The sequence below is a fragment of the Gillisia sp. CAL575 genome, assembly GCF_000403785.1.
In the GTDB taxonomy this organism is placed as follows: Bacteria; Bacteroidota; Bacteroidia; order Flavobacteriales; family Flavobacteriaceae; genus Gillisia.
This window is the reverse complement of sequence record NZ_APHJ01000034.1, coordinates 1-25354: the sequence shown is the minus strand read 5'-3', so window position 1 is coordinate 25354 and position 25354 is coordinate 1. Positions and strand designations below refer to the sequence as shown.

Here is a 25354-nt window from a genome sequence, read left to right as displayed (position 1 = left end):
ATAAAAACTTCATTGAGAGAAGTTATTAAATACATATCGATTACTTGGTAGTAACCAATTGTTACAAATGTACAAATTCATAAGTAATCCAATTCTCTTTTTTCCTCTGAATTTCCACTAGTAGGGATTATTAAATCTAAAAATTAGTCTGGTGTAACTAATTTATTAAATGAGTCTAATTAACTAAAAAATCAACTTATGAATTTGAAGAAATTTGCAATTGTTTTAATGGTGTTTTTCTGCCATTTCACTCTTATTGCGCAGGAGAGCTTTCTTCTTTCGGGAACCATTACCTCGGAATCAGATCAACTTACCTTACCTGGGGTTAACGTAATTGTTAAGGGTACAAATAGGGGAGTGGTGTCTAATTTTGATGGTAATTACGAAATCGATGTAGTGAAGGGAGATGTCCTTCAGTTCACTTTTTTAGGTTTCAATACGGAAGAAATTATTATTAATGAACAAAAAACATTGGATATTTCCATGTCTGTGGATGCACAACAACTTGATGAAACTGTGGTAATTGGTTATGGTACTCGAAAGAAGAGCCACTTAACTGGTGCGGTGTCTAGTGTAGTGAATGAAGATCTTGATCAATTGCCTGTGGCAAGAATAGATGATGCTCTTGTAGGGCAGATATCTGGGGTTAATATTCAGGCAACACAAGGTGAAGCTGGATCTGCACCAACTATAAGAATTAGGGGAACAGGTTCTTTAACAGGAAGTTCAGATCCTTTAATTGTGGTAGATGGTCTTGTTGTAGATAACGATTTCTTAGGAAGTTTAGATATGAGCGAAGTTGAATCTTTTGATGTGCTTAAAGATGCTGCATCTGCAGCTATTTATGGATCTAGAGGAAGTAATGGAGTTATCTTAATTACCACTAAACAAGGGAAAGAAGGTAAAACGGTTTTTAGTTACCAAACTTATATGGGTTTTAAGGAAGCTAGAGAAAGCGATGCTTATTACTTTTCTGTAGCTAAAACCGCTGCAGCAGAACTTGCCGCAACAGGGGAGCTATCAAACAGAACTCAGTATATTCAGCAAATTGGAATAGATCGGGATTACCAAGACATTATATTTGATGGTGGAATTATTGAAAATCACTCTTTAAGTGCTCGTGGAGGAACTGAAAAAACTAAATTCAGTATATCAATGGGATATCTTCATGATGAAGGTGTTTTGCTTACAGATGATTACAAAAGATATAACCTAAGATTAAAATTAGATACTAAGGTTAGTGATAAATTTAAGATGGGTGGAAATTTAGCTCCTTCTTACACTAATACAAGAAGATTTGATGGATCTACCCATGATATTCTACGCCAATCTCCTTGGCTTCCAGTTTACCATGACGAAAATTCTATCCAATATGTAGACCGTAATGTTTATCCAGATGTTCAAATTGGAGATTATGCCATACAGCGACATTTTGACAATTATGATCTATTTGGTGATGGTACTCTTATAGATATAAGTGATACCTCAAACACGAATCCTGTAGCGAAAGTTGTAGAGAGAGATAGAAATGATTTAAAGTTAAAGTTCTACGGTAATTTTTATGGTGAGTATAAGATCTTAGACGATTTAAGTATAAGAGCTAATTTGTCTGGGGATTATCAAAACACATTTAGAGATAGATGGCAGGGAGTTTTATCTAGTAGAAACGGTGCCGCAGATGCTAGTTATGAAGTTTCTAATGAAAATAGAATTCATGTAGCTTCTGAAACTTATTTGAGTTACGATACTACAATAGGTGATCATGAAATTGATGCTTTGGTTGGTATTTCTTTCGAAAAATGGGATTATGAAGGAAGTAGTTCTCTAGGAACTGGTTATTCTTCAGATTTAATTAAGACACTTTCCGCAGCAACTGTTGCAACAGATATTGAATCCTTTATTTTTACAGAACGATTTCAAAGTTACTTTGCTAGAGTGAATTATGCTTATGCAGATAAGTACCTTGCATCTGTAAGTTTTCGTCGTGATGGTAGTTCTATTTTTGGAACTGAGACAAAGTACGGTGATTTCCCTGCTGTTTCTGTTGGTTGGGATATAGCTCAAGAAGATTTTCTAAAAGAAAGCAATTATGTAAGTAATCTTAAATTTAGATTGAGTTATGGATTCACCGGTAATAAAGACTTAGATACTAATAGCGATATTATAGATCTTTATCCATCATTACCGCTTTTAGGACCAGCATCTGCAACAATTGGTGGCGGTTTAGAGTCGGCATTTATTGCTTTAAACATTGCAAATCCAGATTTAAAATGGGAGCGTTCAAAAGAAATTAATCCTGGATTAGATTTTGGTTTTTTTAAAAATAGATTAACAGGTTCTGTAGATTATTATAGACGTACTAGTGATCAACTATTACTTTTTAATCCTGTTTCTTCCACAACCGGTTTTAGAAATGCGTTAGTAAACATAGGAGAAGTTGTAAACAGTGGTTTGGAATTAGAATTAAGAACACGAAATATTTCTACTCCTAATTTTAAATGGAGTACTACTATTTTGGGGTCTATGAATGACAATGAATTAACAGATTTTGCAGATTCTAATGGACAGATCCAAATTGTGGATGACAAAAGAGCTGCAGAATGGATAAATTTACAAGGGCAACCTATTTCTTCATTTTACGGTTGGGTTGTAGATGAGCAAATTGCTTTAGAAAATCTACAACAACCTTTCTTTCCAATTGGGGCTCAGGCACAAGATGTATATGTAAAGGATTTAAATGGCGATGGGGTTATAGATGATGATGATAAAACTATCCTTGGGAATCCGTATCCAGATTTATTATGGAGTCTTACAAACGACTTTAAGATTGGAAATGTAGACGTGAGTTTCTTATTTCAGGGAAGCCATGGAGCGGAGGTTAGGAATATGGGAGATCAGTACATATTCAATCATTTTAATAGTGGGCAGGATTTTGTTCCAGCAACTACTCCAAACCAAGGTTTTATTAAAGAAAAAATCTTTACAAATTCTGTGATTCAAGATGCATCTTATGTAGCTCTGAGAAATGTTAATATTGGCTATGATTTACCAGAGAATCTTACCTCCAAAATAGGATTAACGGGCTTGAGAATCTATGCAGCAGGGCAAAACCTTAAGTATTGGACAGCAGATAACTATACTGGATTTAATCCAGAATCTATAGATGATACTTCGGCAACAACTTACGGGTATCAAAGAGGAGGATCTCCTATATATAAAACAATCTCGATAGGATTAAACGCAGATTTTTAATTGTAAGAAAAGTATAAAAGACACAATTATGAAAAAAATAAAATATTTAATTTATGGATTTTTATCCATCATGATGATCTCCTGTGGAGCCGATTTTCTAGAGCCTTTGCCAGAATCTGCCATTTCATCTGTGGGTTACTTTCAAAATGATGAAGAAATTGAAACAGGAGTTATAGGTATGTATGATGCTATACAAGGTGTAAACTCCAATAATTTGGATGACAACTTTAGTATTCAAAGAGAATATTACCTTACTGAAATGCGTAGTGATAACACTAGAACTAAATCTAGTGAAGGAGAAGCTGCTCAGTTTGAAAGTTATAACGTAACTGCCAGTAATGGTATAGTTTCTAATTATTACATAAGTTTTTATGAGATTATTTACCGTGCTAATCTAGTTTTAGAAAATCTAGATGCAGCGTCTGAAGCGAAATCTCCAAAATTTGAAGGAGAAGCGAAATTTGTAAGAGCCTATGCTTATTTTAATTTGGTGAGATTATATGGAGACATTCCTTTGATAGACCATTTAATAGGTCCACTTGAAAAGGAAATAGCATTTACCAGAGTTCCATCCAGTGAAATTTACGATCTAATTATTAGTGATCTTAAAATTTCCATCCAGAACCTGGATAACAGTTTCAAGAATAGAGCATCTAAAGCTGCGGCTCAATCACTTTTGGCTAAAGTTTACCTAACATTAGGAACAAATTATTCTGAAGCACAAACTCTTTTAGAATCGGTAATTACCAGTGGAGAATTTTCTCTCGAATCGAACTTCAAGGATGTATTTTATACTGAGAATAATGATGAAGTGATTTTTGCAATAGGTTATACTTCAGATCTTTCTTCAGAAAGTCAGAATATTTCCGCCGAATGGTTGAATTCCGTAGGTAGAACCAGTGGAGTGAATTATGTGACCGCAGATGCTAGATTGGCTTTGGACGCTAAAGGAGGGAATAGAACAGAATACTCCTATAGACAAGACATGGCGCAACCTACACAGTATCAAGTTGTAAAATATCTTCCGAATGGAGATTCAAGTTTAGATATAGAACCTACATCTAGCAATCCAGAATTGGCGGGGAATGATTGGATAATCATTAGATATGCAGATGTTCTATTAATGCATGCTGAAGCAATTTTAGCTGGAGGCCAAGAAACAAGTGCTACTGCTGCGATCAACTCATTTCAGAAAGTTAGGGATAGAGCAGGTTTAACAGAAACTGTTACAACTATTACCAAACAAGATCTGTTGGATGAAAGACGTGTAGAATTAGCCTTTGAAAATCATAGATTCTTTGACCTTGTTCGTTTTGGGGCAGCTCAAGAAGTCCTTTCCGCATTCTCAAGTATGAATGATTATAGCTTTAGTGCTACAGATTTATTACTACCAATCCCGCAAAGGGAAATTAACCTGAGTAATGGGATAATGCAGCAGAATCCAGGATATTAAAATCTTTAAAAAATTTAAAATGAAAACAATAATCTATAAACTTTCCATCTTAAGATCTTTTAAGCTAATGTCTGTGGTCTTAATGATATCAAGCCTTTTTGCTTGTGATTATGAATACGATCTACCTGAGACAGGTTCTATTGCAGATAAAACACCTCCTTCGGCAAATTTTACAGCATCACAAAGTGATACAGATTTTCTAACATATAATTTTGCTAATCTGTCTAATAGTGCAACAACTTTTATGTGGGATTTTGGAGATGGCAACACCTCTACAGAATTGGATGCCACTAATACTTTTCCGGATGAAGGTACCTATACGGTTACTTTAACAGTATCAGATAATCTAGGCGTAACAAATTCTTTCAGCAAAGAAGTTACGGTAGTAGAACCTCCTGTTCCTGCGGCAATTACGCCAGTTATAGGAGAGGCAGACTTTGAAGATGGTAGCGAAGCTTGTGGCGATGGGCAAGATGGCCGGGACTGCTGGAGATTAAGCGGGGCAAGTATTCATCAAATTTCAGGTTCGGATGGCCGAGGTGATACGCAAGCTGCAAAATATCCAACTAGTGCTACAAACGCACGCCAATCCTATCAAGGTATAACAGTATCTCCTAACACAAAATATATTTTCACAGCCTATTACGCATTGCGGGAAGATGGTGATTATATAAGAGTTTCTATCATAGATGGTCAGTTATCAAATCTTGATGAGTTTGAATCTGCTACGCTATTAGCTCAGGAAAAAGGTGAAGTTAATGATGGCAAAGGGAATTATAATGCGCTAATTATCGAATTTGAAACTGGTGCAAATGGAGAAATTTCCATGCTATTTGATAGTGAAAATGTAAGTGATGCATATATAGATGATGTGTCTATAGTTCCAGTTATTGAAGAGGAAGAAACAGAAGGAGAATGATTAAGAATCCAATGAAGTATATTCAAAAAACTGTGATTTTAATTGGAGTGCTAACTTTTAGTTGCATTTCAATTCAATGTCAGAGTGCTGGATCTGCAATTAAAGGTCCTTCAGAAAAGGATCTTAATTCAGATAAAAAATATCAATTACCAGATATAGATTTAAGTCATTGGAAAGTAACTATCCCGGAAGGGGAGGGAAAAGGAGGGGCCATAAGTGTGGAACCTCCTAAAATCCTCGATTATGCAACCAATGAAGTGTTGAGGCCATATATGTATAATGATTCAACTTCTGGTGCATTGGTGTTTTACGCGCACCCAAGTAATGCGACAACAGCGAATACTAAATATTCGAGGTCTGAATTACGGGAACAAATGGTTGCTGGAGATGATGATATTAATTGGACTTTTAAAGAAGGAGGAAACTTGAAAGCTACCATTTCTATGGAAGATGTATCGCGAGATGAAGAAGGGAAATACCATAAAGTGATCATCCTTCAAATTCATGGTAGAATAACAGATGAACAAAAGAAATTAATAGGACAAAAGGATAACAATGCCCCACCAATATTGAAAGTTTACTGGCATAATGGAAAAATAAGAGTTAAGACCAAAGAATTGAAATATTTAGGCACAAAGGCAGATGGTCTCTTATATGAAGATGCCTGGGGAGATGATGATGGTTACACTTTTGAAAATGAAGTTGGATTCAAAAAGTTTGATATTGAAATTGAAGTATCAGATGGGAAGATGGTGATTTCGCTGAATAATAATGAATTCAAAACCTATAATAATATTCATATGGAAAAATGGGGAGTTTTTGAAAATTATTTCAAAGCAGGAAATTATCTTCAAACAACAGATGAAGGTGCATATGCTAAAGTGAAATTCTTTAAACTGAAAGTTTCACATTAACACATTAAATATGAGAAATAGAAGATATAAGAAATATTTTAAGCCTGTCTATTTTTCTTTCTGTACACTTGGCTTGCTGAGTATTTTTATTAGCTGTGAAAAAGAGGAAACGGTAGATAAACCTGTTGTAGATCCTATAGAAGTAGTACCAGAAACGGTAATCTCTAAAGACTATAAGTTGCCAAATATAGATCTTAGCCATTGGAAGGTTACTATTCCAATAGGAAATCCTACAGAAGTCGAGCCACCGGAAATTATGGATTATGCCACGAATGAAACTTTAAAAAGGTTTATGTATAATGATTCTACTGATGGTTCTCTTGTTTTTTACACATTTCCAGCTTCTTCAACTGCCAATTCTTCTTATTCCAGGACAGAACTCAGGGAGCAGATGCAGCCAGGAAGTAACAATGTAAACTGGACCTTTGAACAAGGTGGGAAGATGAGAGGAACATTATCTGTTCCAGAAATTTCTAAAGATGAAAACGGTGAATTTGAGAGGACAATAGTAATGCAAATCCATGGCAGACTAACCAATGAGCAAAGGGATTTAATAGGAGAAGACGATAATAATGCACCACCTATTTTAAAAATTTATTGGATTAAAGGAAAGATACGAGTGAAGACAAAAGTTCTAAAGGATATTGAGGCCTCAGACACTGAGATCTTATATACAAATGCTTGGGGTGATGATGAAGGTTTCAATTTTTCAGAAGAAGTTGGACATGAAAAATTTACTCTAGAGGTTGTTGCATCTAAAGGAAAGATGGAAATAACTTTAAATGATAAAGAAAAAGTTGTTTATGATAATATACATATCCAAAAATGGAATGTATTTGAAAACTACTTTAAGGCCGGAAATTATTTTGCAAGTACAAATGAAAATTCATTTGCTAAAGTAAAATATTTTGATCTTGAGGTAAGCCATTGAAACTATTAGGAATTAGCTTAAAATTGGTTTAGTTTCAATAAGTATTATTGACTTTCACAAGTTTAAAAGCTTGTGAAAGCTAATAATCAGAAGATTTCAAAGGAATATTTTTATTGATTTCAGTTAATCCTGTAAACTAAAAAAAAATCCCTAAATTTGACAAACCAGTTTGGTTAACCAATTCTAAAGCTCGTTTTTAAAACAAGAAGAAATGAAAGTGGAGTCACTTAACAAAAAGAATATTCAGCAGGAAACCGAGAATAATATTATTTCTGAAATAAGAGACTATATTAATTTCAAAAATCTGGAACCAGGAGATAAATTACCTTCAGAGCGTATGTTGTCTGATAGATTTGGAGTAAGTAGAAATAATTTAAGAGAAGCTATACAGACTCTTGAATTTTACGGACTCTTAAAATGTGTTCCTCAAAGTGGTACGTATCTAGCCAATATTGGAGTGGTTGCTCTAAACGGAATGATTTCGGACATTTTGAGTTTAAATGATCCAGACTTTAAATCTCTGGTTGAAACCAGAATTTTATTGGAGTTAAAAACCGTTAGATTAGCTTCACTGAGACGCACAGAAGAACAGCTGCAGCAAATGAAAGATGCATTAGAAGCTTATACTGAAAAGGCTCTAAAAGGTGAGGATGCAGTACAAGAAGATCTGCTTTTTCATCTTGCTATTGCTAAGGCAAGTGGTAACAGTACTATGAATACTTTCATGCTTATAATTACTCCTGAAATTATTACAAATTTCGCAAAATATCATGTTTGCGATGAAAACCAGGCAATTTTAGGGATCGAAGAACATAAAGCTATTTATCAAGCAATAGAAAATATGGATCCCCAAGAAGCTAAGGTAAAAATGAAATTACATTTTAGAAGTCTATACAAGTATTGCTATAATGTAGATTTATAAAAGTATAAATGGAATGCACGTTCCATATATAAAAGTTGTAATGAGAGAAATTAATTAAATATATATAGTTCTTTGGTATGGACGTCCTTCTCTAAAATTTATACCTGTAAATTATATTATTTATTATCTATAAAACTCGGTTCTATACTGGGTATGGGAATACTCTGTCTTAATTTAAGGCTTGTATCTCATTAATTATAAGAAACAAAAATTATGAAAATAAAAGGTCTTAGATGGTGGATTATAGGTTTAATAGCTCTTGCCACTGTTATTAATTATATTGATAGATCAGCATTGGCTATTATGTGGCCCGGGATTTCTAAAGATCTGGGAATGACAGATTCCGATTATGCCATCATATTAAATGTATTTATGGTCGCTTACGCTTTGGGGCAATCTATCTCAGGAAAATTGTATGATAAGGTAGGAACGCGTGTTGGTTATGTGCTTTCAATATTCTTCTGGTCTTTAGCTTCAATTCTGCATGCATTCTCAAAAGGATTGTTATCCTTAAGTGCATTTAGAGTGCTACTAGGAGTTTCAGAAGCGGGAAACTGGCCTGGAGCTGTAAAGAGCAATGCCGAGTGGTTTCCAGTAAAGGAAAGGGCTATTGCACAAGGAATTTTTAATGCTGGTGCCTCTATGGGTTCTGTAATTGCACCGCCATTAATTGCCTATTTATATTTAGCATTCGGTTGGGAGACAACCTTCATTGTTATTGGTGCTAGCGGGATGTTGTGGATTATACCTTGGTTGATATTTAATAAGAATAAACCTAAATATCATAAGTGGATCACAGAAAAAGAAAAAGCTCATATTGTTTCGGGACGTCACCTTGGTAGAAATGAAGATGATGAGGACGAGGGATTAACAATTATGCAGATCCTGTCTCACAGAGAATCTTGGGCAGTGTTAGCATCCCGATTCTTTCTAGAACCAATTTGGTGGTTATTCGTAGGTTGGATGCCTTTATATCTTGCAGACACTTATGGTTTTGATGTAAAAGAAATTGGGCTTTTTGCTTGGGTACCTTTTGTTGGTGCTGCGGCGGGAAGTGTTATAGGCGGACTTTTAACCGGAACTTGGATAGCTAGTGGTAACTCCGTTGATACTTCCAGAAAAAGAACGATTTGGATAGGTGGTCTTTTAATGTTCCTAGGTCTAGTGGGAACAATTTTATATGCGGATACACCGGTAAAATTTGTTGGGATTGTAGCAATTGTGTTGTTCGGATTCCAATTCGCCATTTCCAACATTCAAACCTTACCAAGTGACTTATTTAGTGGGAAATCGGTTGGGTCATTAGCTGGACTTGGAGGTTCCGTAGGTATTTTTTCAGTAATTATAATGAACTTTTTGATTCCGGTAATTACTAAAGATTCCTATACTCCAGCTTTTATTCTAATTGCAATATTTGTACCCCTGGGCGTGCTTTCAGTATATTTATTATGCAGAAATATTGGTCCAGTAGATAATAAGAAAAATAATTAATTAAATAAATTGAAATATAATGAGTGATTCAAAGAAAAAAGTAGCAGTTATAACAGGAGCAACTGGCGGAATTGGATTCGAAGTAGCTAAAAGACTTGGAAAAGACGGTTATACAGTAATTTTAAACGGGATTGAAGATGAAAAAGGAGCCGACAGGATTGAGGAGCTTAAAAAAGATGGTATTTCTGCGGAATACTATGGTTTTGACGTTACCAACGAGGAAGCTGTTTCTGCAAACATTAAAAAAATAGGAGAGAAATACGGTAAGATAGATGTACTTGTAAACAATGCAGGTGGTCTTGGAGGCAGATCTAGGTTTGAAGATATGACCACAGAATTTTATAGATCTGTAATGGCATTGAATCTTGATTCAGCATTTTTTGCTTCCCGAGCATCTATACCATTTTTAAAACTTGGAAAAAATCCATCAATTATCAATTATACATCAAATGCTGGATGGAATGCTGGTGGTCCGGGTGCAGGTATCTATGGAACTTCAAAAGCCGCTGTTAATACTCTTACCAGAGCTCTTGCTAAAGACTTGGCAGAATATGGTATTCGTGTTAATGCAGTTTCTCCTGGTACCATAGACACGCCTTTCCATGCACAAATTAAATCTACAAAGCCAGAAGTGTTTGCTTCTTGGAAAAACAATATCCTTTTAGGACGCTTAGGGCAGCCGGAAGAAGTAGCATCTGTTATATCCTTTTTAGTGAGTGATGATGCTGCCTTTATTACTGCGGAAACTATTCAAATTGGTGGTGGACAAGCACTTGGAATCTAGAAGTTGTAAATTATCCTGATTTCATAACTTATTTAAAATTGAAATTAGGGTAGAAGCAGCTATAAGGATTTTTCAATGTAGAAAAACTGAAGCATATTAAAATGCAGATATAGTGAGTTATTTAGCTTCAGAAGTAGCTCATTATGGAATTAAATTTATATAGATATCAACTTAAGTCTAGCATTTAGCGAATCTTAAATTTAAAATACTTCATGAAAAATATTGTTGCTTTTGGTGAAATCTTAATGCGATTATCTCCACCTGATCATCTTCGGTTTTTTCAGGCAAACACCTTCGAGACTTCTTATAGTGGAGCAGAATTTAATACCCTGGTTTCTTTACAAAACTGGGGTTTAAAAACTCAATTCGTAACGAAATTGCCTGATAATGATTTTGGAGATAAGGTTCTTTCAGAAATTGGTAGATATCGTGTAGGACAAAAGCATATTGTGAAGGGAGGTAATAGACTCGGAATTTATTTTTTGGAAAAAGGATCTGCGATTAGATCGGGAAAGGTTATTTATGACAGGGCAGAAAGTGCTATTGCTAACGTAAAAACCGGCGATATAAACTGGGAAAAGGCTTTAAAAGGAGTCGAATGGTTTCATTGGTCTGGTATAACACCAGGTATCTCTGAAGCAGCTGCGCAAGAATGTTTGCTTGCTTGCAAGACTGCAAGAAGCATGAATATTAAAATCTCATGTGACCTTAATTATCGACAAACACTTTGGAAATGGGGGAAAAGACCAGATGAGGTCTTACCAGAGATTTTAGCCTTCACAAATGTTATATTGGCTGATCTTGCTACACTTTTCAAAATGCTTGGGAAAAGAGATATTGATCCTGATTATAAATTGCCAGATACCTTGGGAGATCATTATAAAGAAGTTTTAGAAAGTTGTCCAGAACTAGAATTCTTACCATCTACATTGCGATATTCCCAAAGTGCATCTCATCAAAAAATTGGTGGAATAATGTATTCTAAAGGAAAATTAGTTACATCAGACATAAAGGAAATCATTCCAGTAGTAGATCGTTTAGGGACTGGAGATGCATTTATGGCAGGTATTATCTATGGCCTAAGTCAAGATTGGGAGAATCAAAAGGTTTTGGATTTTGCAGTAGCCTCAAGTTCTTTTAAGCACACTATTTCAGGAGATATCAATTTAGCCTCTTTAGAAGAGATCAATGCAATTATGCAGGGAGATTTATCTGCATTAGTAAAACGATAAAAATTATTAGATATGTCTAAATTATCAAGGCTTGATGTTTTAAATATTATGGGATCTACAGGTTTAGTTCCCTTATTTTATCATGAAGATATAGAGGTTGCAAAAAATATTATTAAAGCCTGTTACGCTGGTGGAGCAAGTGTGATAGAGTTCACTGCTCGTGGTGATTTTTCTCATGAAGTGTTTGGCCAACTAAGTAAACATGTGCAAGAAAAATATCCAGATCTTGCTTTGGGAATTGGCTCTATTACAGACGGATCTTCAGCATCATTATATATTCAATTAGGGGCAGATTTTATTGTAACCCCTGTGTTTAGAGAAGATATTGCAATAGTATGTAATAGACGAAAGATCCCGTTTTTTCCAGGTTGTGGGTCTTTAACTGAGATAGCAAAAGCGGAGGAAATGGGCTGTGAAGTAGTGAAATTATTTCCGGGTTCTATATATGGATCGGAATTTATAAAAGCTATTAAAGGACCGCAGCCGTGGACAAGTATTATGCCTACTGGTGGAGTGGAACCAACAGAAGAAAGTTTAAAAGATTGGTTTAATGCTGGGGCTTTTTGTGTGGGTATTGGTTCTAAGCTTATGATAAAGGATTCTACTGGGTCTTATAATTATAGCGAAATTGAAAAACTTATAAAAAAATGCACTTCGTTCATAAAGGAACTAAAGGTGAAATAAAAATTAACTTATTTCTAAAAGTGTCTGGAATCATAAATTCAAACAAATCAAAAGGATGGAAAGACATATAACTTTAGGAGAATTTATTGTTGAAAATCAAAAGGATTTCCCCTATGCAAAAGGGGAATTAAGCGCTTTGCTAAGTTCTATTCGGCTTGCAGGGAAAATGGTCAATCAGCAGATTAATAAGGCTGGACTTGCCGAAATTTTAGGAAAAGCTGGTAAAGAAAATATACAAGGAGAGAGCCAGGCGAAGTTAGATGTAATGGCTAATGATATTTTTATTAGTACCCTTCGTAAACGTGGTGAAATCTGCGGACTAGCTTCTGAAGAGCTAGAGGATTATCTGGTATTTGATGATAGTATCCATAAAAATGCTAAATATGTTGTCCTCATAGACCCTCTTGATGGCTCAAGTAATATTGATGTTGGAATTACGGTAGGAACTATATTTAGTATTTATCGTAGAATTACACCTGAAGGTGGCAAGGTAGAATTAAAAGATTATCTGCAACCTGGAACTAAACAAGTAGCAGCGGGATATCTTATTTATGGTACTTCTACAATTTTAGTTTACACAACGGGAAACGGGGTAAACGGCTTCACTTTTGATCCAGGAATTGGATCTTTTTTTCTATCTCACCCAAGTATTACATTTCCTTCTACTGGAAGCACTTATTCTGTTAATGAAGGGAATTATGTGCATTTTCCTGCTGGAATCAAAAAATATATCAAATGGGTGCAGGAGCTAAACGAAGAAGAGAATAGACCTTTTACTTCTAGGTATACCGGTTCCTTGGTGGCAGACTTCCATAGAAATATGTTACTTGGAGGAATTTATTTGTATCCGCAAGGAACAACAGCTCCAAAAGGTAAATTGCGGTTGTTGTATGAATGTAACCCTTTGGCATTTTTAGCCGAACAAGCCGGGGGGAAAGCTTCAGATGGTTTTAGAAGGATATTGGAATTGCAGCCTAAAGAACTGCATGAAAGAGTGCCATTTATATGTGGTAATAAAGAAATGGTGGAAAAAGCAGAAAATTTTATTAGAGAGATTCGTTAAATTTCGAAAAGAAAAAACAGTTAGCTAGGTGTTTCTTTAAATATATACTTTTTAAAATCAAAAATGTGTTTAAGCCAGAACACCGTTGATTGGTGGTTTTAATATATAAGAAATTTCAACTGATTTATATAGGTTGAAGGTGTAATATCATTAAATTTTTTGAACTGTTTATTAAAGTGGTTAAAACTGTTAAATCTACTATCAAAGTAAATTTCAATGTAGTAACTAGTTTTGCCATGATGATTGGGTGGTAAAAAAATCTTTCACTTTTCTGAAATATCTTATAGTTAATATTCGATTGAAGTGCCAATAGAAGTTTAAATTTTACTTAAAAATTGAGGGGTGAGTTCATAATTTATTTACTAAATGAAATTAAGAAGATGTCTCATTTTTAAAAGCGGAGAAAATATAGAAAGGGGAATTTTATTAAAAGAAAATAATTAATAATAGCGGTGACAAGCACACTTCAAAAGGCACTTTATAAATATTTGAGATTTTATCATCTATAAAAAATTAGGATACTATTGATTAGAAAATAAAACAAAGAAACCCGCCATTCCGGCGGGTTTCTTTGTTACTACAAGATTCTAAATTAATCTTTAACTTTTTCGCTTTCTGTTTTAAGATTTATTGGTTGTTTGATTTCATTTCCCTGCTTATCAAGGACTTTTACCTCATCAAAGCCCATTTCTTTAAACTGCTCTAACTGAGTTGCAGCGTCACCAACAACCAAGTAAGCCATTTTTGACTCATCAAGATATTTTTGTGCCAGCTTTTTATGCTGCTCAAGAGTCATGGCTCCAATAATTTTCTCTTCTTTTTCGATATATTTAGGATCAAGATCATAAGAACTCATTTCCTGTAGCATTCCAAGTAATGAACCCTGAGTCTCAAAACGAAGAGCATTAGATTTAATTAATGCATTCTTTGTGAATTCAAGATCTTCTGGAGTTATACCTTCTTTATATTTAGCGATTTCATCCTTAAAAATCCCTACAGATTCTCCGGTGGTATTTGTTCGTACACTCGAGGAAGCAGTAAAGGTTCCTGGAATTTTAGATCCGCTGAAACCAGAACGTGCACCATAAGTATATCCTTTTTCCTCACGTAAAATTAGGTTAACATTCCCAGAAAAGGACCCTCCTAGTTTATAATTCATCACCTCGGCAGGGAAGAAATCTTCACTGGTTCTTGGTAAAGCGATGTAACCTATGTTGATAACTGATTGCTTTGCATCTGGAACATCTACAAAATATAGGGATGACTTATCACGATCATTGCTAACATCAAATTCCGGGATGTTTACCTCTTTAGCTACCCATTTTTCTGCTAAACTTTTTGCAGCTTTTAAGGCTTCAGTCTTAGAAATATCACCAACGATATGCATACGGCTCACTGTAGGAGAAAAATACTTATTATAATATTCTTTTAGGTCTTGAATTTTAATAGATTCAACAGATTCTACTGTTCCAGAAGTTGGATACGCAAAAGGATGATTCTCACCATAAAGAACCTTGTTGTAAACCTGGTTTGCAATTACATTAGGATTAGCCTCATTTCTTTTTATTCCATTTATTGTACTGGTTTTGATGCGGGCAAATTCCTTCTCATCCCATCTAGGTTCAAGTAAGATCTCCTTAACTAGAGCTATTGTTTTATCAAAGTTACGTCTAAGTGTATTCCCACGAATAATAATAGATTCGTTAGTAGTGTACATATTGATCCTTGCCCCAAGCATATCTATCTCTTCTTCAAGTTCTGCAGGAGTTTTATTGGCAGTTCCTTCCATGAGGATATCTGTCATTAAATTAGCAACTCCATTTTTGCTTAAATCATCAAGTAAATGTCCACCATCAATAACAATACTAAAATTCACCAATGGTAATTCTCTTTGCTCTATTCCATATACTTCTAATTGATTAGAGAGTGTTTCTTTCCAAGAATCTGGTATATTCAATTTAGGAGTGTTACCCATTTCAGGTTGAACTGAACGATCGAATTCTGAAGGGGTTTTTTGTATTTCCTGTTGTGCATCTGCCACTTCAGATTCTACATTTTCTGTAATTTTTTCTTCAACTACTTCTGCTTTTTCAGAATTTTCAGCAATAAGATCTAAATTTCCTTTAGGAACAAAGCTTGTTAGAATGAACGGCTTGTTTTTAATATATTTATTATAAACGCGCATTACATCTTCCTTGGTCACTGCACGAATGTTTTGAATGTCTTTTTTAATGTAACCAGGATCTCCTGTAAAAACATCGTATTGGGCTAATTGGAAAGATTTACCAAGAACACTGCTTATACCATTGTAAAAGTCAGTTTCTTGTCCTGCTTTAATTCTCTCAATATCTCTTTCAGTTATACCTTCTTTTTCAAACAAGGCAAAAGCTTCCTTAATACCTGATTCTACACTATCTAGATCTACACCTGCATTCGCAGTTACCGAGATCTGAAATTTTCCGGCAATCTGGCTAGGGTTATTGTAAGCGTATGGTTGAGAAGTAAGCTCCTTTTTTTCTACGAGAACTTTATATAATGGTGCTTTTTTTCCATCAGATAGTATTTCGCCAAGGAAATCCAGCGCATAAGCATCTTTGTTATATTGCTCTACTACTGGCCAAACCATGTTAAGTTGAGGGGCTGTTGCGAAATTATCCTCGTGGTAAAGGCGTTTAGATTCTGTAAGTGTAACCGTCTGTATTTCCAGAGGAGCCACTTCCTGTCGTTTTTTTATTTCTCCAAAATATTTTTCTATAAGCTTTTTAGATGCTGCTTTGTCAAAGTCTCCAGCTATTACTAAAGTCGCGTTGTTAGGACCGTAAAATTTATCATAGAATTCTTTTACATCTGGTACAGTTGCATTTTGAAGATCTTCAAGTTCTCCAATAACCTGCCAGCTATAAGGATGTCCATCTGGATATAGATTTTTGTCAATTACCCAACCCGTATGTCCATAAGGATTGTTGTCTACTCGCTGACGTTTTTCATTTTGGACAACTTCTTGTTGGTTTGCGAAGGCAGTTTCGGTAACTGTATTAATAAGGTAGCCCATCCGGTCAGATTCCAGCCACATTACCATTTCTAGTGCATTCTTTGGTACAACTTCATAATATACAGTTCCATCTTGCCAGGTTCCACCATTCAAAGTACCACCTGCATCTTGGATCTTCTTAAAAAATTGATCTTGTGGAACATTTTCTGATTCTTGGAAAAGCATGTGCTCAAATAGGTGAGCAAAACCAGTACGGCCCTTTTTCTCACGGTTAGATCCAACACCATATTGAATAGCTAAGGAAACTATTGGATCTGACTTGTCCTGATGAAGGATTATATTAAGACCATTATCCAACTCGTATTTTTCGAATTCGATTGATAACTCAGGACCTTGATTGGCTTTTTCTTGTCCTGAAGCCTTGTCGCAGTACACAAATGCTACGACGCTTAAGGAAAGCATAACAGTCCTCAGTTTAAACTTTAAATTTGTCATATTAGAATTTTTTGATTTTTGATGGTTAAATATAATTAATTGATTTTTAGCAAATTGAATATTATCGACGAAAAATGTAATAAAATTGATTATTTCTCATTTATTGTCTACAAAATAACATTATATCAACAAGCATAAGATTATTTAATAATGAATTAGTTGAATAAGGCTGATTTAAGTTTTAAACTAAGATTAATAGAATCCATTTATTGGTCTTTTTCCCATTGCAAAATATTTAGCTAAAGTTTTTTAAAAACTACGAGTATATAAAAAAAATTTGTTGTTTTAAAATTGAAGAATTTTAGTATAAATTCATGATTACTGTTAGTTTTTAGCTGAATTGCGGATATGCTCTTTTAAGTGATAAGTAATTTTTAAGCTGAATTGGATGGAATTATAAATAATTTTATAACATTTTATCACTTTCAGTATTCATCCATTTATCCCAAAAAGTAAAATACAAACCAAAATTGGTATTAAATTCCGAATGATGGTAGTGATGATGAGTGGCGCCAATAAATACTCTTCCGAAGAGACTCTTTTGAAGTTTTTCGGGATATATTTCTATATCCAAATGATTTATCACACTACTAATAGTCATAATAAGAAGATAAAATAATACAAGGCTAAAGTGCAAAGGAATAGTGACTAGAAGTATAGGCAAAATTAGAGATTCCAACATTGCTTCCCAAGGGTGAAAGGAAAATGCAGTCCATGGAGAAGGGGTTAAACTATCATGATGTACTTTATGAACTTTTTTATATATCGCTTGTTTATGCATCCAACGGTGCGCCCAATAATAGTAAGTTTCATGAATTAAAAGCACACTTAACAAGCTTAGTGGAAAATACCATAGGTCGTTTATAGAGAATTTAAGGTAGATCTGAGTGTATCCAAGATTGTAAAGTAAATAGAGAAAAGCCCCGGTAATCGCGAAAATTGCCGAGGAAATCAAACTCCATTTAATTTCATTTCTAAATTGTTTCTTTTTATAAGGCCTCTTGCTTAACCTTTTCGGCCGAAATTTTTCTTTGTTTTTAATGTAATAATAATGGTAGAATAGACCTACAGCTAGAAAATATCTAAAAACAAGAATGAGGAAAAAAATAAAAATATACAAGAGAAATTCACTGAATAATTTTACCAAACTTTCCATAATATTATATGTGAGAGGGATTTCTTCCAAATTAAATTTATAACAATGGAATTAGAATATTTACTAATCAACTTATAAAAAAACCTTAATAATAGGTGGATGAGTCAATTGGAATTATTTTTTTGACATTAAAGCTTTCACAGAGCTTTGTTGAAACCAGTAATCTAGTGGGATTTTTACTTATTCTTTGCAGTCATAACTAATCATGTAAACCAATCCTAACCTCTACGCTTATCTTCAACTCAAAAATAACCTTTCCTTAACGCTGCCAAAAAAGAGAACTTCCTAAATTTAATAGAAAAAATTACTGGTGAGTTTTACTAGGAGTTACCGTAAAAATTAATACAATGAAAAAATTGGAAATACAGAAGGAACATGAATTGGGTCTTGGGGGTGTTGCTATAGGAACTGCTTTTGACAATATTAGTGATGAAGTAGCTCAAAGTATACTGGAAAAAGCATGGGAATTGGGCATTAGATATTATGATACTTCACCTTGGTATGGCCTTACGAAAAGCGAACGCCGCTTTGGTGATTTTTTAAAGAACAAGAATAAATCGGAGTTTTTGTTTTCTACTAAAGTGGGTCGACTTTTTAACAAAGTTGATGATAGTAAAGTTCCACCTACCATGTGGAAAAACCCTTTATCCTTTGATTATAAACACGATTATTCTGCAGACGCTACCAAATTTTCTATAGAGAAAAGTCTTAAAAGAACAGGTTTGGACTCCATTGATATTGTTTATGTACATGACCTTTCTGAAGATCAGGTAGGAGACCGGTATGATTATCATATGGAGATTGCTAAAAAAGGTGCTTTCAAGGTGCTTTCTGATTATCGCGATCAGGGAATAATTAAAGCTTGGGGAATGGGTGTAAATAAAATTCAGCCTATTCTTGATTGTATGGAGGCTGCAGATCCCGATATCTGCCTTTCTGCAACTCAGTACTCCATCTTAGAACATGAAGAAGCTGTAGATCGATTGTTGCCTGCAGTGAATAAAAATGGTGTGAAACTAGTTTCTGGAGCTGGATATAACTCTGGTTTTATAGCTGGAAGGAATCGTTACAATTACAAAGAACAAATTCCAAAAGGGATGGAGGATAAGCGCAATCGCATAGCGGCAATTGCAAAAGATCATGGTACCGATATTATCACTGCAGCAATGCATTTTGTATTGGCCTCAGATGAATTTGTAGCTATAATTCCTGGAATGAGTAAAACAGAGCAGGTGGTGGGTAATATGGAAGCCTGGAAAAGAAAAATACCAGAAGATTTTTGGAAGGAGCTTAAGGAAGAAGGTCTTATATACGAAAAAGCACAAACCTCTTAGAATACTAAATAGGCTTCACTATATATTATTACTGAATCTTAGAGAGATTATAATATTCAACTAAGAATTTTGTATAGAATGATTTAAGTTTTCAATAAATAAATGGATGAATGGTTAAAAGCGCTATTAATTCGCTAATTAAATTTCCACCTCTAAAAAAAATAAAAATATGAGATCAATTTGGAATGGGTCTATTAGTTTCGGTCTAGTGTCTATCCCCATTAAATTATATTCAGGTTCTGAAGATAGAAAGCTGGATTTGGATATGTTGGATAGACATGATAATGCCCGAATTAGGTATAAAAGAGTTAATGAAGAAACCGGGAAGGAAGTAGAATGGAAAGACATTGTAAAAGGTTTTAAAAAAGATGATAATTATATCGTTTTGGAAAAGGAGGACTTTGAGCAAGCAAATTTGAAAAAAAATAAAACCATAGATATTGAGGAATTTATAAATGAGTCTGATGTGGCAGATGTGCTTTTTAAAAAACCTTATTTTTTAGAACCTCAGAAGGAGGGAGGGAAATCCTATAATCTTTTAAGAGATGCTTTAAAAAAAACCAAGAAAGTTGGAGTTGCAACTTTTGTGATGCGTCAAAAGGAAAATCTTTGCCTTATTGGTATTTATAAAAAAGCATTAGTTCTTCATGTAATTAGATTTGATGATGAAATGCGAGATCCAGCAGAACTCAAATTGCCTACCACCAAGATCTCAAAAAAAGAAGTTGATATGGCCATCAGTTTAATTGAGCAGTACACAGATAAATTTGATCTTGAAAAATATAAAGATGTTTACAATGAACAGTTGATGAAAATAATAAAAGCAAAATCAACCGGGAAAGTGAAAAAACCTGAGAAATATGAAAGCAAACCGACTCCAGCCACAGATCTAATGGCGCAACTTAAAGCTAGTTTGGAGAAGAAAAAGAAGAATAAAGCTTCCTAAGGATGGCATTAGAAGATTATAACAAAAAACGAGATTTCAACAAAACACCGGAACCTCCGGCCGAATTGAACAATGAAAATGCAGGTCGGTTTGTGATTCAACGTCATAAAGCTAGTAGGTTGCATTATGATCTTCGACTGGAATTGGAGGGAGTACTAAAAAGCTGGGCGGTGCCCAAAGGTCCTTCCATGAATCCAGAGGATAAGCGATTGGCCATTCAAACAGAAGACCATCCTGTGAAATATCTGAGTTTTCAGGGAACCATACCTAAAGGAAATTATGGAGCGGGAATTATGACTATATGGGATGAAGGTACCTATAGAATTGCTCCAGATTACGAACATATGGATCTTGTTAGGCAGTTTGAAAAAGGAGATTTAAAAATTGATTTCTCTGGTAATAAGATCAAGGGTAGCTTTGCTTTAGTTCACACTAAACGCCGCGATGCAGACAACCAATGGTTATTAATTAAGAAAAAAGACAAATATTCTACAGATCTCGGTTATGATGCTGAAGTTTTTACAGATGTTTCTAATTCAACAACTAATAAAACAACTTCTGTTAAGAAACTTAAGTTGGAGGAATTTGTAAAACCAATGTTGGCTTCTTCTACTAAAGATATTTTTAATGATAAAGCTTGGGTGTATGAATTGAAGTGGGATGGCTATAGAGTTATGGCGCATATTAAAGATGGAAAAGTGAGCCTTTATTCTCGAAACGGTATCGCTTATAACACAAAGTTTAAGAAACTAGTTGAGGACTTGGAAGGAGTAGAGCACGATGCGATCCTGGATGGAGAAGTAGTGGTGGTAAATGAAGATGGAATTCCGCAGTTTCAAGCATTGCAAAATTATGATGAATCCACTTCCGGAACCTTGAGGTATTATGTTTTTGATATGCTTTATCTTAATGGGCATAGTATGCTGGATCTTAAACTACTTGAAAGAAAAAGTCTTATTTCTGAAGTCATTGAAAACTTAACTCATACGCATTACTGTGATCATATTGAAGGAATGGGTGCAGCACTTTATAAAAAAGCTATAGACGCAGGTATGGAGGGCGTAATTGCTAAGAAAGTTGATTCTATTTACTCGCCAGGCTATCGCAGTGAGAGTTGGCTAAAGATTAAAGCCGTAGAAACAGAGGAAGCAATAATCTGTGGCTATACAGATTCTATTGGAGGTGGGGGGATTTTTGGTAGTTTAATATTGGGGAGGTATGTGGAGGATCAATTGAAATATATTGGAAATTGTGGTTCTGGCTTTTCAGCAAAGGATCAAAGCAAATTACTTGGTCAACTGAAAAAACTTGAAGTTGAAAATCATCCTTTTAAGAGAAAGCCAAATTTAAAAGGAAGAAATCCTCATTGGGTAAAACCGGTTTTAATTTGTGAAGTGAAATTTTCTGAATGGACTAAAAATGGAATCATGCGTCATCCTGTTTTTAAAGGAATTCGAAATGATAAAAATGTCCAGGAGATTACAGCTCCTATTACAAACAAGCCAAAAGTAACTAACAATGTTTCTAAGACTAGTTCCACCACTTTAAGTGTTGATGGATTAGACGTTCCTATCTCTAATTTAGATAAAGTATTATGGACTGATGATGGGTATACGAAATATGATCTTATTGATTATTATCTTAATGTTTCAGAATATATTTTACCGTACTTAAAAAATCGGCCTCAAAATTTACACCGGCATCCTAATGGTATAAATAAAACTGGATTTTATCAGAAAGACAATGAAAACCTACCAGATTGGATTGAGACGGAAGATGTGTTTTCCAAATCTTCGAACAAGGAAATCAGTTATCTTTTATGTCAGAATCAAGCTAGCCTTTTGTATATGGCTAATTTGGGTTGTATAGAGATAAATCCTTGGCACTCTCGTGTACATAATTTGGACTATCCAGATTATACTATAATTGATCTGGATCCTTCCAAGGGAAATACTTTTGAGGAAGTCATAATTGTAGCACAAGCTGTAAAAGAAGTTTTAGATGTTGCTAAAATAAATGGGTTTTGTAAAACTTCAGGTTCCAGTGGACTCCATATTTATATACCGTTAAATGCTAAATACACGTATGAAGAGGCTAGGAATTTCACTAAACTTCTTTGTTATTTCGTAGAACAAAAAGTGCCTGAACTAACAAGTATGACTAGAGCGGTTAAGGATAGGAAAGGAAAAATATACCTAGATTATCTTCAGAATAGACAAGGACAAACAATAGCTTCGCCTTATTGCGTAAGACCAAAAATAGGTGCTCCAGTTTCAACCCCTTTGGAATGGAGTGAGCTTAAATCTGGTCTTAAAATCTTAGATTTTAATATCAAAAACATATTGAATAGAATTCAGGAAAAAGGAGATCTTTTTGCTAAGGTGTTATCACAGGAATTAGATATGATGAATGCTATCCAGAGACTAGAGAAATAAGATCTTTGAAATTTTCACGGGAACCCAATATAAGTAGTAACCATATTAGCTTTTCTAGGTTCCTCTATTTTTGTAAAGAACATGATCTTAATATGTAGCAAAAGAAAAAATCTGAATGAAGTTTGCTGAAGATGTTAAATTAAAAAAGAGTCAGCTATTCTTAAAAAAATAAATCTTTTAAAAAGTAGGGTATTTACTAACTCTTTTACTTAACCTATATTCAAATATAGAGCGATACTGGGAAAGCAAATGAAATTTTCGATGGGATGTAGTTTTGAATAGACCAGTGGTCGCAACGTATGGATGAGTGTTTAAAGAAGATTTAATCGTTTGAGAAGTTCCGGCTTATTATTCCTGCTAACAGGTACTACAAATTTCTCTATAAGTACACTATTATCTTCAATATCAATAATCTTCTGAGTGTTGATAATATAAGATCTATGGATTTTAAAAAATACATTTTCAGGTAATTTTTCTTCAATTTTCTTAAGAGTGGAATGCACTGTGTAATTCTTTTCAGAAGTTTTAATAAGAATATAATCGCCTTTAGCCTCGATTAAATAAATAGTTGGGATATCAATTTTAATAAGTCTTCTATCGATATTCACATATAGATCATTTTCAGCCTTATTGATTGAAGTAGTGATGTCTTGAGGATTTTCGGGTGCTTTAAAGTTTAAAGCTTTTTGAACTGCTTTATCAAATCGTTCTTGTGAAACTGGTTTTACAATATAATCTACAATGCAATCATACTCAAAAGCTTCTATCGCAAAATTTCTGTCTGATGTGGTTAAGATTATGTTTGGAGGATTTTTTAAAGTCTGAATAAAATCGAAACCAGTAAAATCTGGCATATGAATGTCTAAAAAAATAAGGTCAATTGTCTCTTGCTGCAGAAACTTAAAAGCTTGCATAGCATTAGAAAATTCTCCTACAAATTCTATATGAGGATTTTTTTTAATAAATTGTTCAATGATGGTTCTTGCCATTTCCTCATCATCAATTATAATGCATTTCATTTGGTCGTTATTTTAATGCTTATCTATAAATATTAGCATTTGCTGTAGAATTTTTTCAAACTTAGCTTCTTCTTTAGCAATGCCGCTTCTTAGCTTATTCTCGTAATTATCTGCAAATTCATGAGACTTAGGGAGACCTAAAATAATAATTTTGTGTTTTATTTTATGCACATTGGATGCAGCTCCTAGATAATTTTTCTTACTTATATTTTGACTATAAATTTTAGCCTCCTCGGGGAGTTCCTTTTTTATAACTCGAAGCAATTTAGTTTCAAATTCTTTGTCTCCATCAGAAATCTGATGGATGTAGGACATATTTGGTTTTTCTATCATTTTGCTAGGGGTCTATAAAATATAGTTCCTTCTCCTAAATTTTTTTACACAATATTTCTAGTAGAACAAACAACAAAATTTATATCAATTGAAAGTAAAATTCCAATAGAATCTTGATCATTCTCTACTTGTATTCTTATAGTATAGGTATTCTTTTTCTATTTTAAAAATCTGTTTATGTAGGGTTAAACAATAGGAAAAGAATGTGCGGTTTATTAAAAGTAAGAATTATTGCATTCCTTCTGCTGATTTTAGTATAGAATATTTTATTCTTTTTTAATTATTCCAGAAGTTATTCCTGTATCGGAGAAAATAGAGAAGAATCCGGATAATTTAACATAGTTTAAAACTACACAAGGATTGGCCCTGTCAAGATTAAACTATTTTTGAAATCTGGGATCTTATACATAATCATATTTAAAATTTATTTCTGAAAAATGAAGAAAAAGAAAGCTTATACCTTTAGAATGTTTATGACTGATGTTCACCTGTGGCTTGGTCTTGCAAGCGGAATTATTTTATTCTTAGTTTGTTTTAGCGGAACTATGTTGGTTTTTGAAGAGGAGATTAAAGGTCTATTTATAGAAAAACTTCAGGTCTCAGTCCAATCAGAAAAATTAAGCATTGAGGAATTACATGAAATTTTGTCTCCTGAAGGAGTAATTACTGCCATCACGATCCCATCTACAACAAATGATCCTTATGAGTTTAGGGTTAAAACATCTCCTAAAGATAGACGCGGAAGTGCCTTTATGGTCGACCCTTATTCAGGAGCAGTATTAAAACCTCAAAAATCATCACTAGATGGATTTTTTGGTGTGATGTTCAGGATGCATAGATGGTTACTTTTGGATACTAAGATTGGAAGACCTATTGTAGGAACAGCGACCATTATTTTCCTATTTCTCGCTATATCCGGGATTATTATCTGGTTTCCTAAAAAATGGAAATGGAAGTCATTTAAATCTGGTTTAAAAATTAAGTTTTCATCCAAATGGA

General features: G+C 34.1%; 19 protein-coding genes. 15 read left to right on the top strand and 4 right to left on the bottom strand.

Going from position 1 to position 25354, the window contains the following annotated elements; translation table 11 throughout:
• Positions 1-198 precede the first annotated feature (198 nt).
• From I130_RS11670 to fbp, 11 genes are all read left to right on the top strand, one after another.
• Positions 199-3252, top strand: coding sequence for a SusC/RagA family TonB-linked outer membrane protein (locus I130_RS11670; protein WP_034923245.1), 3054 nt, complete (start codon positions 199-201; stop codon positions 3250-3252).
• Between the two features lie 28 nt (positions 3253-3280).
• Complete coding sequence (locus I130_RS11665) at positions 3281-4705, top strand: RagB/SusD family nutrient uptake outer membrane protein (RefSeq protein WP_034923243.1); 1425 nt, start codon at positions 3281-3283, stop codon at positions 4703-4705.
• A gap of 19 nt (positions 4706-4724) precedes the next feature.
• Positions 4725-5624, top strand: a complete 900-nt coding sequence (locus tag I130_RS11660; protein ID WP_083932914.1) for a PKD domain-containing protein — start codon at positions 4725-4727, stop codon at positions 5622-5624.
• On the top strand, positions 5621-6538 hold the full coding sequence (locus tag I130_RS11655) for a polysaccharide lyase family 7 protein (RefSeq protein WP_232224058.1): 918 nt from the start codon (positions 5621-5623) through the stop codon (positions 6536-6538). The genes I130_RS11660 and I130_RS11655 overlap by 4 nt, the downstream gene beginning before the upstream one ends.
• Positions 6539-6548: 10 nt before the next feature.
• Positions 6549-7469 (top strand): polysaccharide lyase family 7 protein, encoded by a 921-nt coding sequence (locus I130_RS11650; RefSeq protein WP_034923241.1) that lies wholly within the window; start codon positions 6549-6551, stop codon positions 7467-7469.
• A 211-nt stretch (positions 7470-7680) separates the two neighbouring features.
• Positions 7681-8391 carry a FadR/GntR family transcriptional regulator gene (locus I130_RS11645; RefSeq protein ID WP_034923240.1) on the top strand — a complete coding sequence of 237 codons (711 nt, stop codon included), beginning with the start codon at positions 7681-7683 and terminating at the stop codon, positions 8389-8391.
• A 213-nt stretch (positions 8392-8604) separates the two neighbouring features.
• Complete coding sequence (locus tag I130_RS11640) at positions 8605-9882, top strand: MFS transporter (protein ID WP_034923238.1); 1278 nt, start codon at positions 8605-8607, stop codon at positions 9880-9882.
• A gap of 19 nt (positions 9883-9901) precedes the next feature.
• Positions 9902-10666, top strand: coding sequence for an SDR family NAD(P)-dependent oxidoreductase (locus I130_RS11635; protein WP_034923236.1), 765 nt, complete (start codon positions 9902-9904; stop codon positions 10664-10666).
• A gap of 212 nt (positions 10667-10878) precedes the next feature.
• Positions 10879-11898, top strand: coding sequence for a sugar kinase (locus I130_RS11630; protein WP_034923234.1), 1020 nt, complete (start codon positions 10879-10881; stop codon positions 11896-11898).
• A 12-nt stretch (positions 11899-11910) separates the two neighbouring features.
• Positions 11911-12582, top strand: coding sequence for a bifunctional 4-hydroxy-2-oxoglutarate aldolase/2-dehydro-3-deoxy-phosphogluconate aldolase (locus tag I130_RS11625; RefSeq protein ID WP_034923232.1), 672 nt, complete (start codon positions 11911-11913; stop codon positions 12580-12582).
• 55 nt (positions 12583-12637) lie between these two features.
• Positions 12638-13645 (top strand): class 1 fructose-bisphosphatase, encoded by a 1008-nt coding sequence (gene fbp / locus I130_RS11620; protein WP_034923230.1) that lies wholly within the window; start codon positions 12638-12640, stop codon positions 13643-13645.
• Between the two features lie 592 nt (positions 13646-14237).
• On the opposite strand, the gene I130_RS11615 is transcribed toward fbp, so the two are convergent.
• Together I130_RS11615 and I130_RS11610 are read right to left on the bottom strand one after the other, a co-directional pair.
• On the bottom strand, positions 14238-17132 hold the full coding sequence (locus I130_RS11615; RefSeq protein WP_034923228.1) for a M16 family metallopeptidase: 2895 nt from the start codon (positions 17130-17132) through the stop codon (positions 14238-14240).
• Positions 17133-17538: 406 nt separating this feature from the next.
• Entirely contained in the window at positions 17539-18087 is a 549-nt protein-coding gene (locus I130_RS11610; protein ID WP_232224057.1) for a sterol desaturase family protein, read from the bottom strand.
• 548 nt (positions 18088-18635) lie between these two features.
• On the opposite strand from I130_RS11610, the gene I130_RS11605 reads away from it, so the two are divergent.
• From I130_RS11605 to ligD, 3 genes are all read left to right on the top strand, one after another.
• A complete protein-coding gene (locus I130_RS11605; protein ID WP_034923224.1) occupies positions 18636-19622 on the top strand; it encodes an aldo/keto reductase in 987 nt (328 codons plus the stop codon).
• Between the two features lie 169 nt (positions 19623-19791).
• Positions 19792-20568 (top strand): Ku protein, encoded by a 777-nt coding sequence (locus tag I130_RS11600; RefSeq protein WP_034923222.1) that lies wholly within the window; start codon positions 19792-19794, stop codon positions 20566-20568.
• A 2-nt stretch (positions 20569-20570) separates the two neighbouring features.
• The gene (gene ligD, locus I130_RS11595; protein WP_034923220.1) at positions 20571-23003 is read left to right on the top strand and encodes a DNA ligase D; all 2433 of its coding nucleotides are present in this window, start codon (positions 20571-20573) and stop codon (positions 23001-23003) included.
• A gap of 311 nt (positions 23004-23314) precedes the next feature.
• On the opposite strand, the gene I130_RS11590 is transcribed toward ligD, so the two are convergent.
• Together I130_RS11590 and I130_RS11585 are read right to left on the bottom strand one after the other, a co-directional pair.
• A complete protein-coding gene (locus I130_RS11590; protein WP_034923218.1) occupies positions 23315-24022 on the bottom strand; it encodes a LytR/AlgR family response regulator transcription factor in 708 nt (235 codons plus the stop codon).
• 12 nt (positions 24023-24034) lie between these two features.
• Positions 24035-24337, bottom strand: coding sequence for an Hpt domain-containing protein (locus tag I130_RS11585; protein WP_232224056.1), 303 nt, complete (start codon positions 24335-24337; stop codon positions 24035-24037).
• Positions 24338-24792: 455 nt separating this feature from the next.
• On the opposite strand from I130_RS11585, the gene I130_RS11580 reads away from it, so the two are divergent.
• Positions 24793-25354, top strand: a 562-nt coding sequence (locus I130_RS11580) for a PepSY-associated TM helix domain-containing protein (RefSeq protein ID WP_034923216.1), incomplete at its 3' end; no start/stop codon positions are given.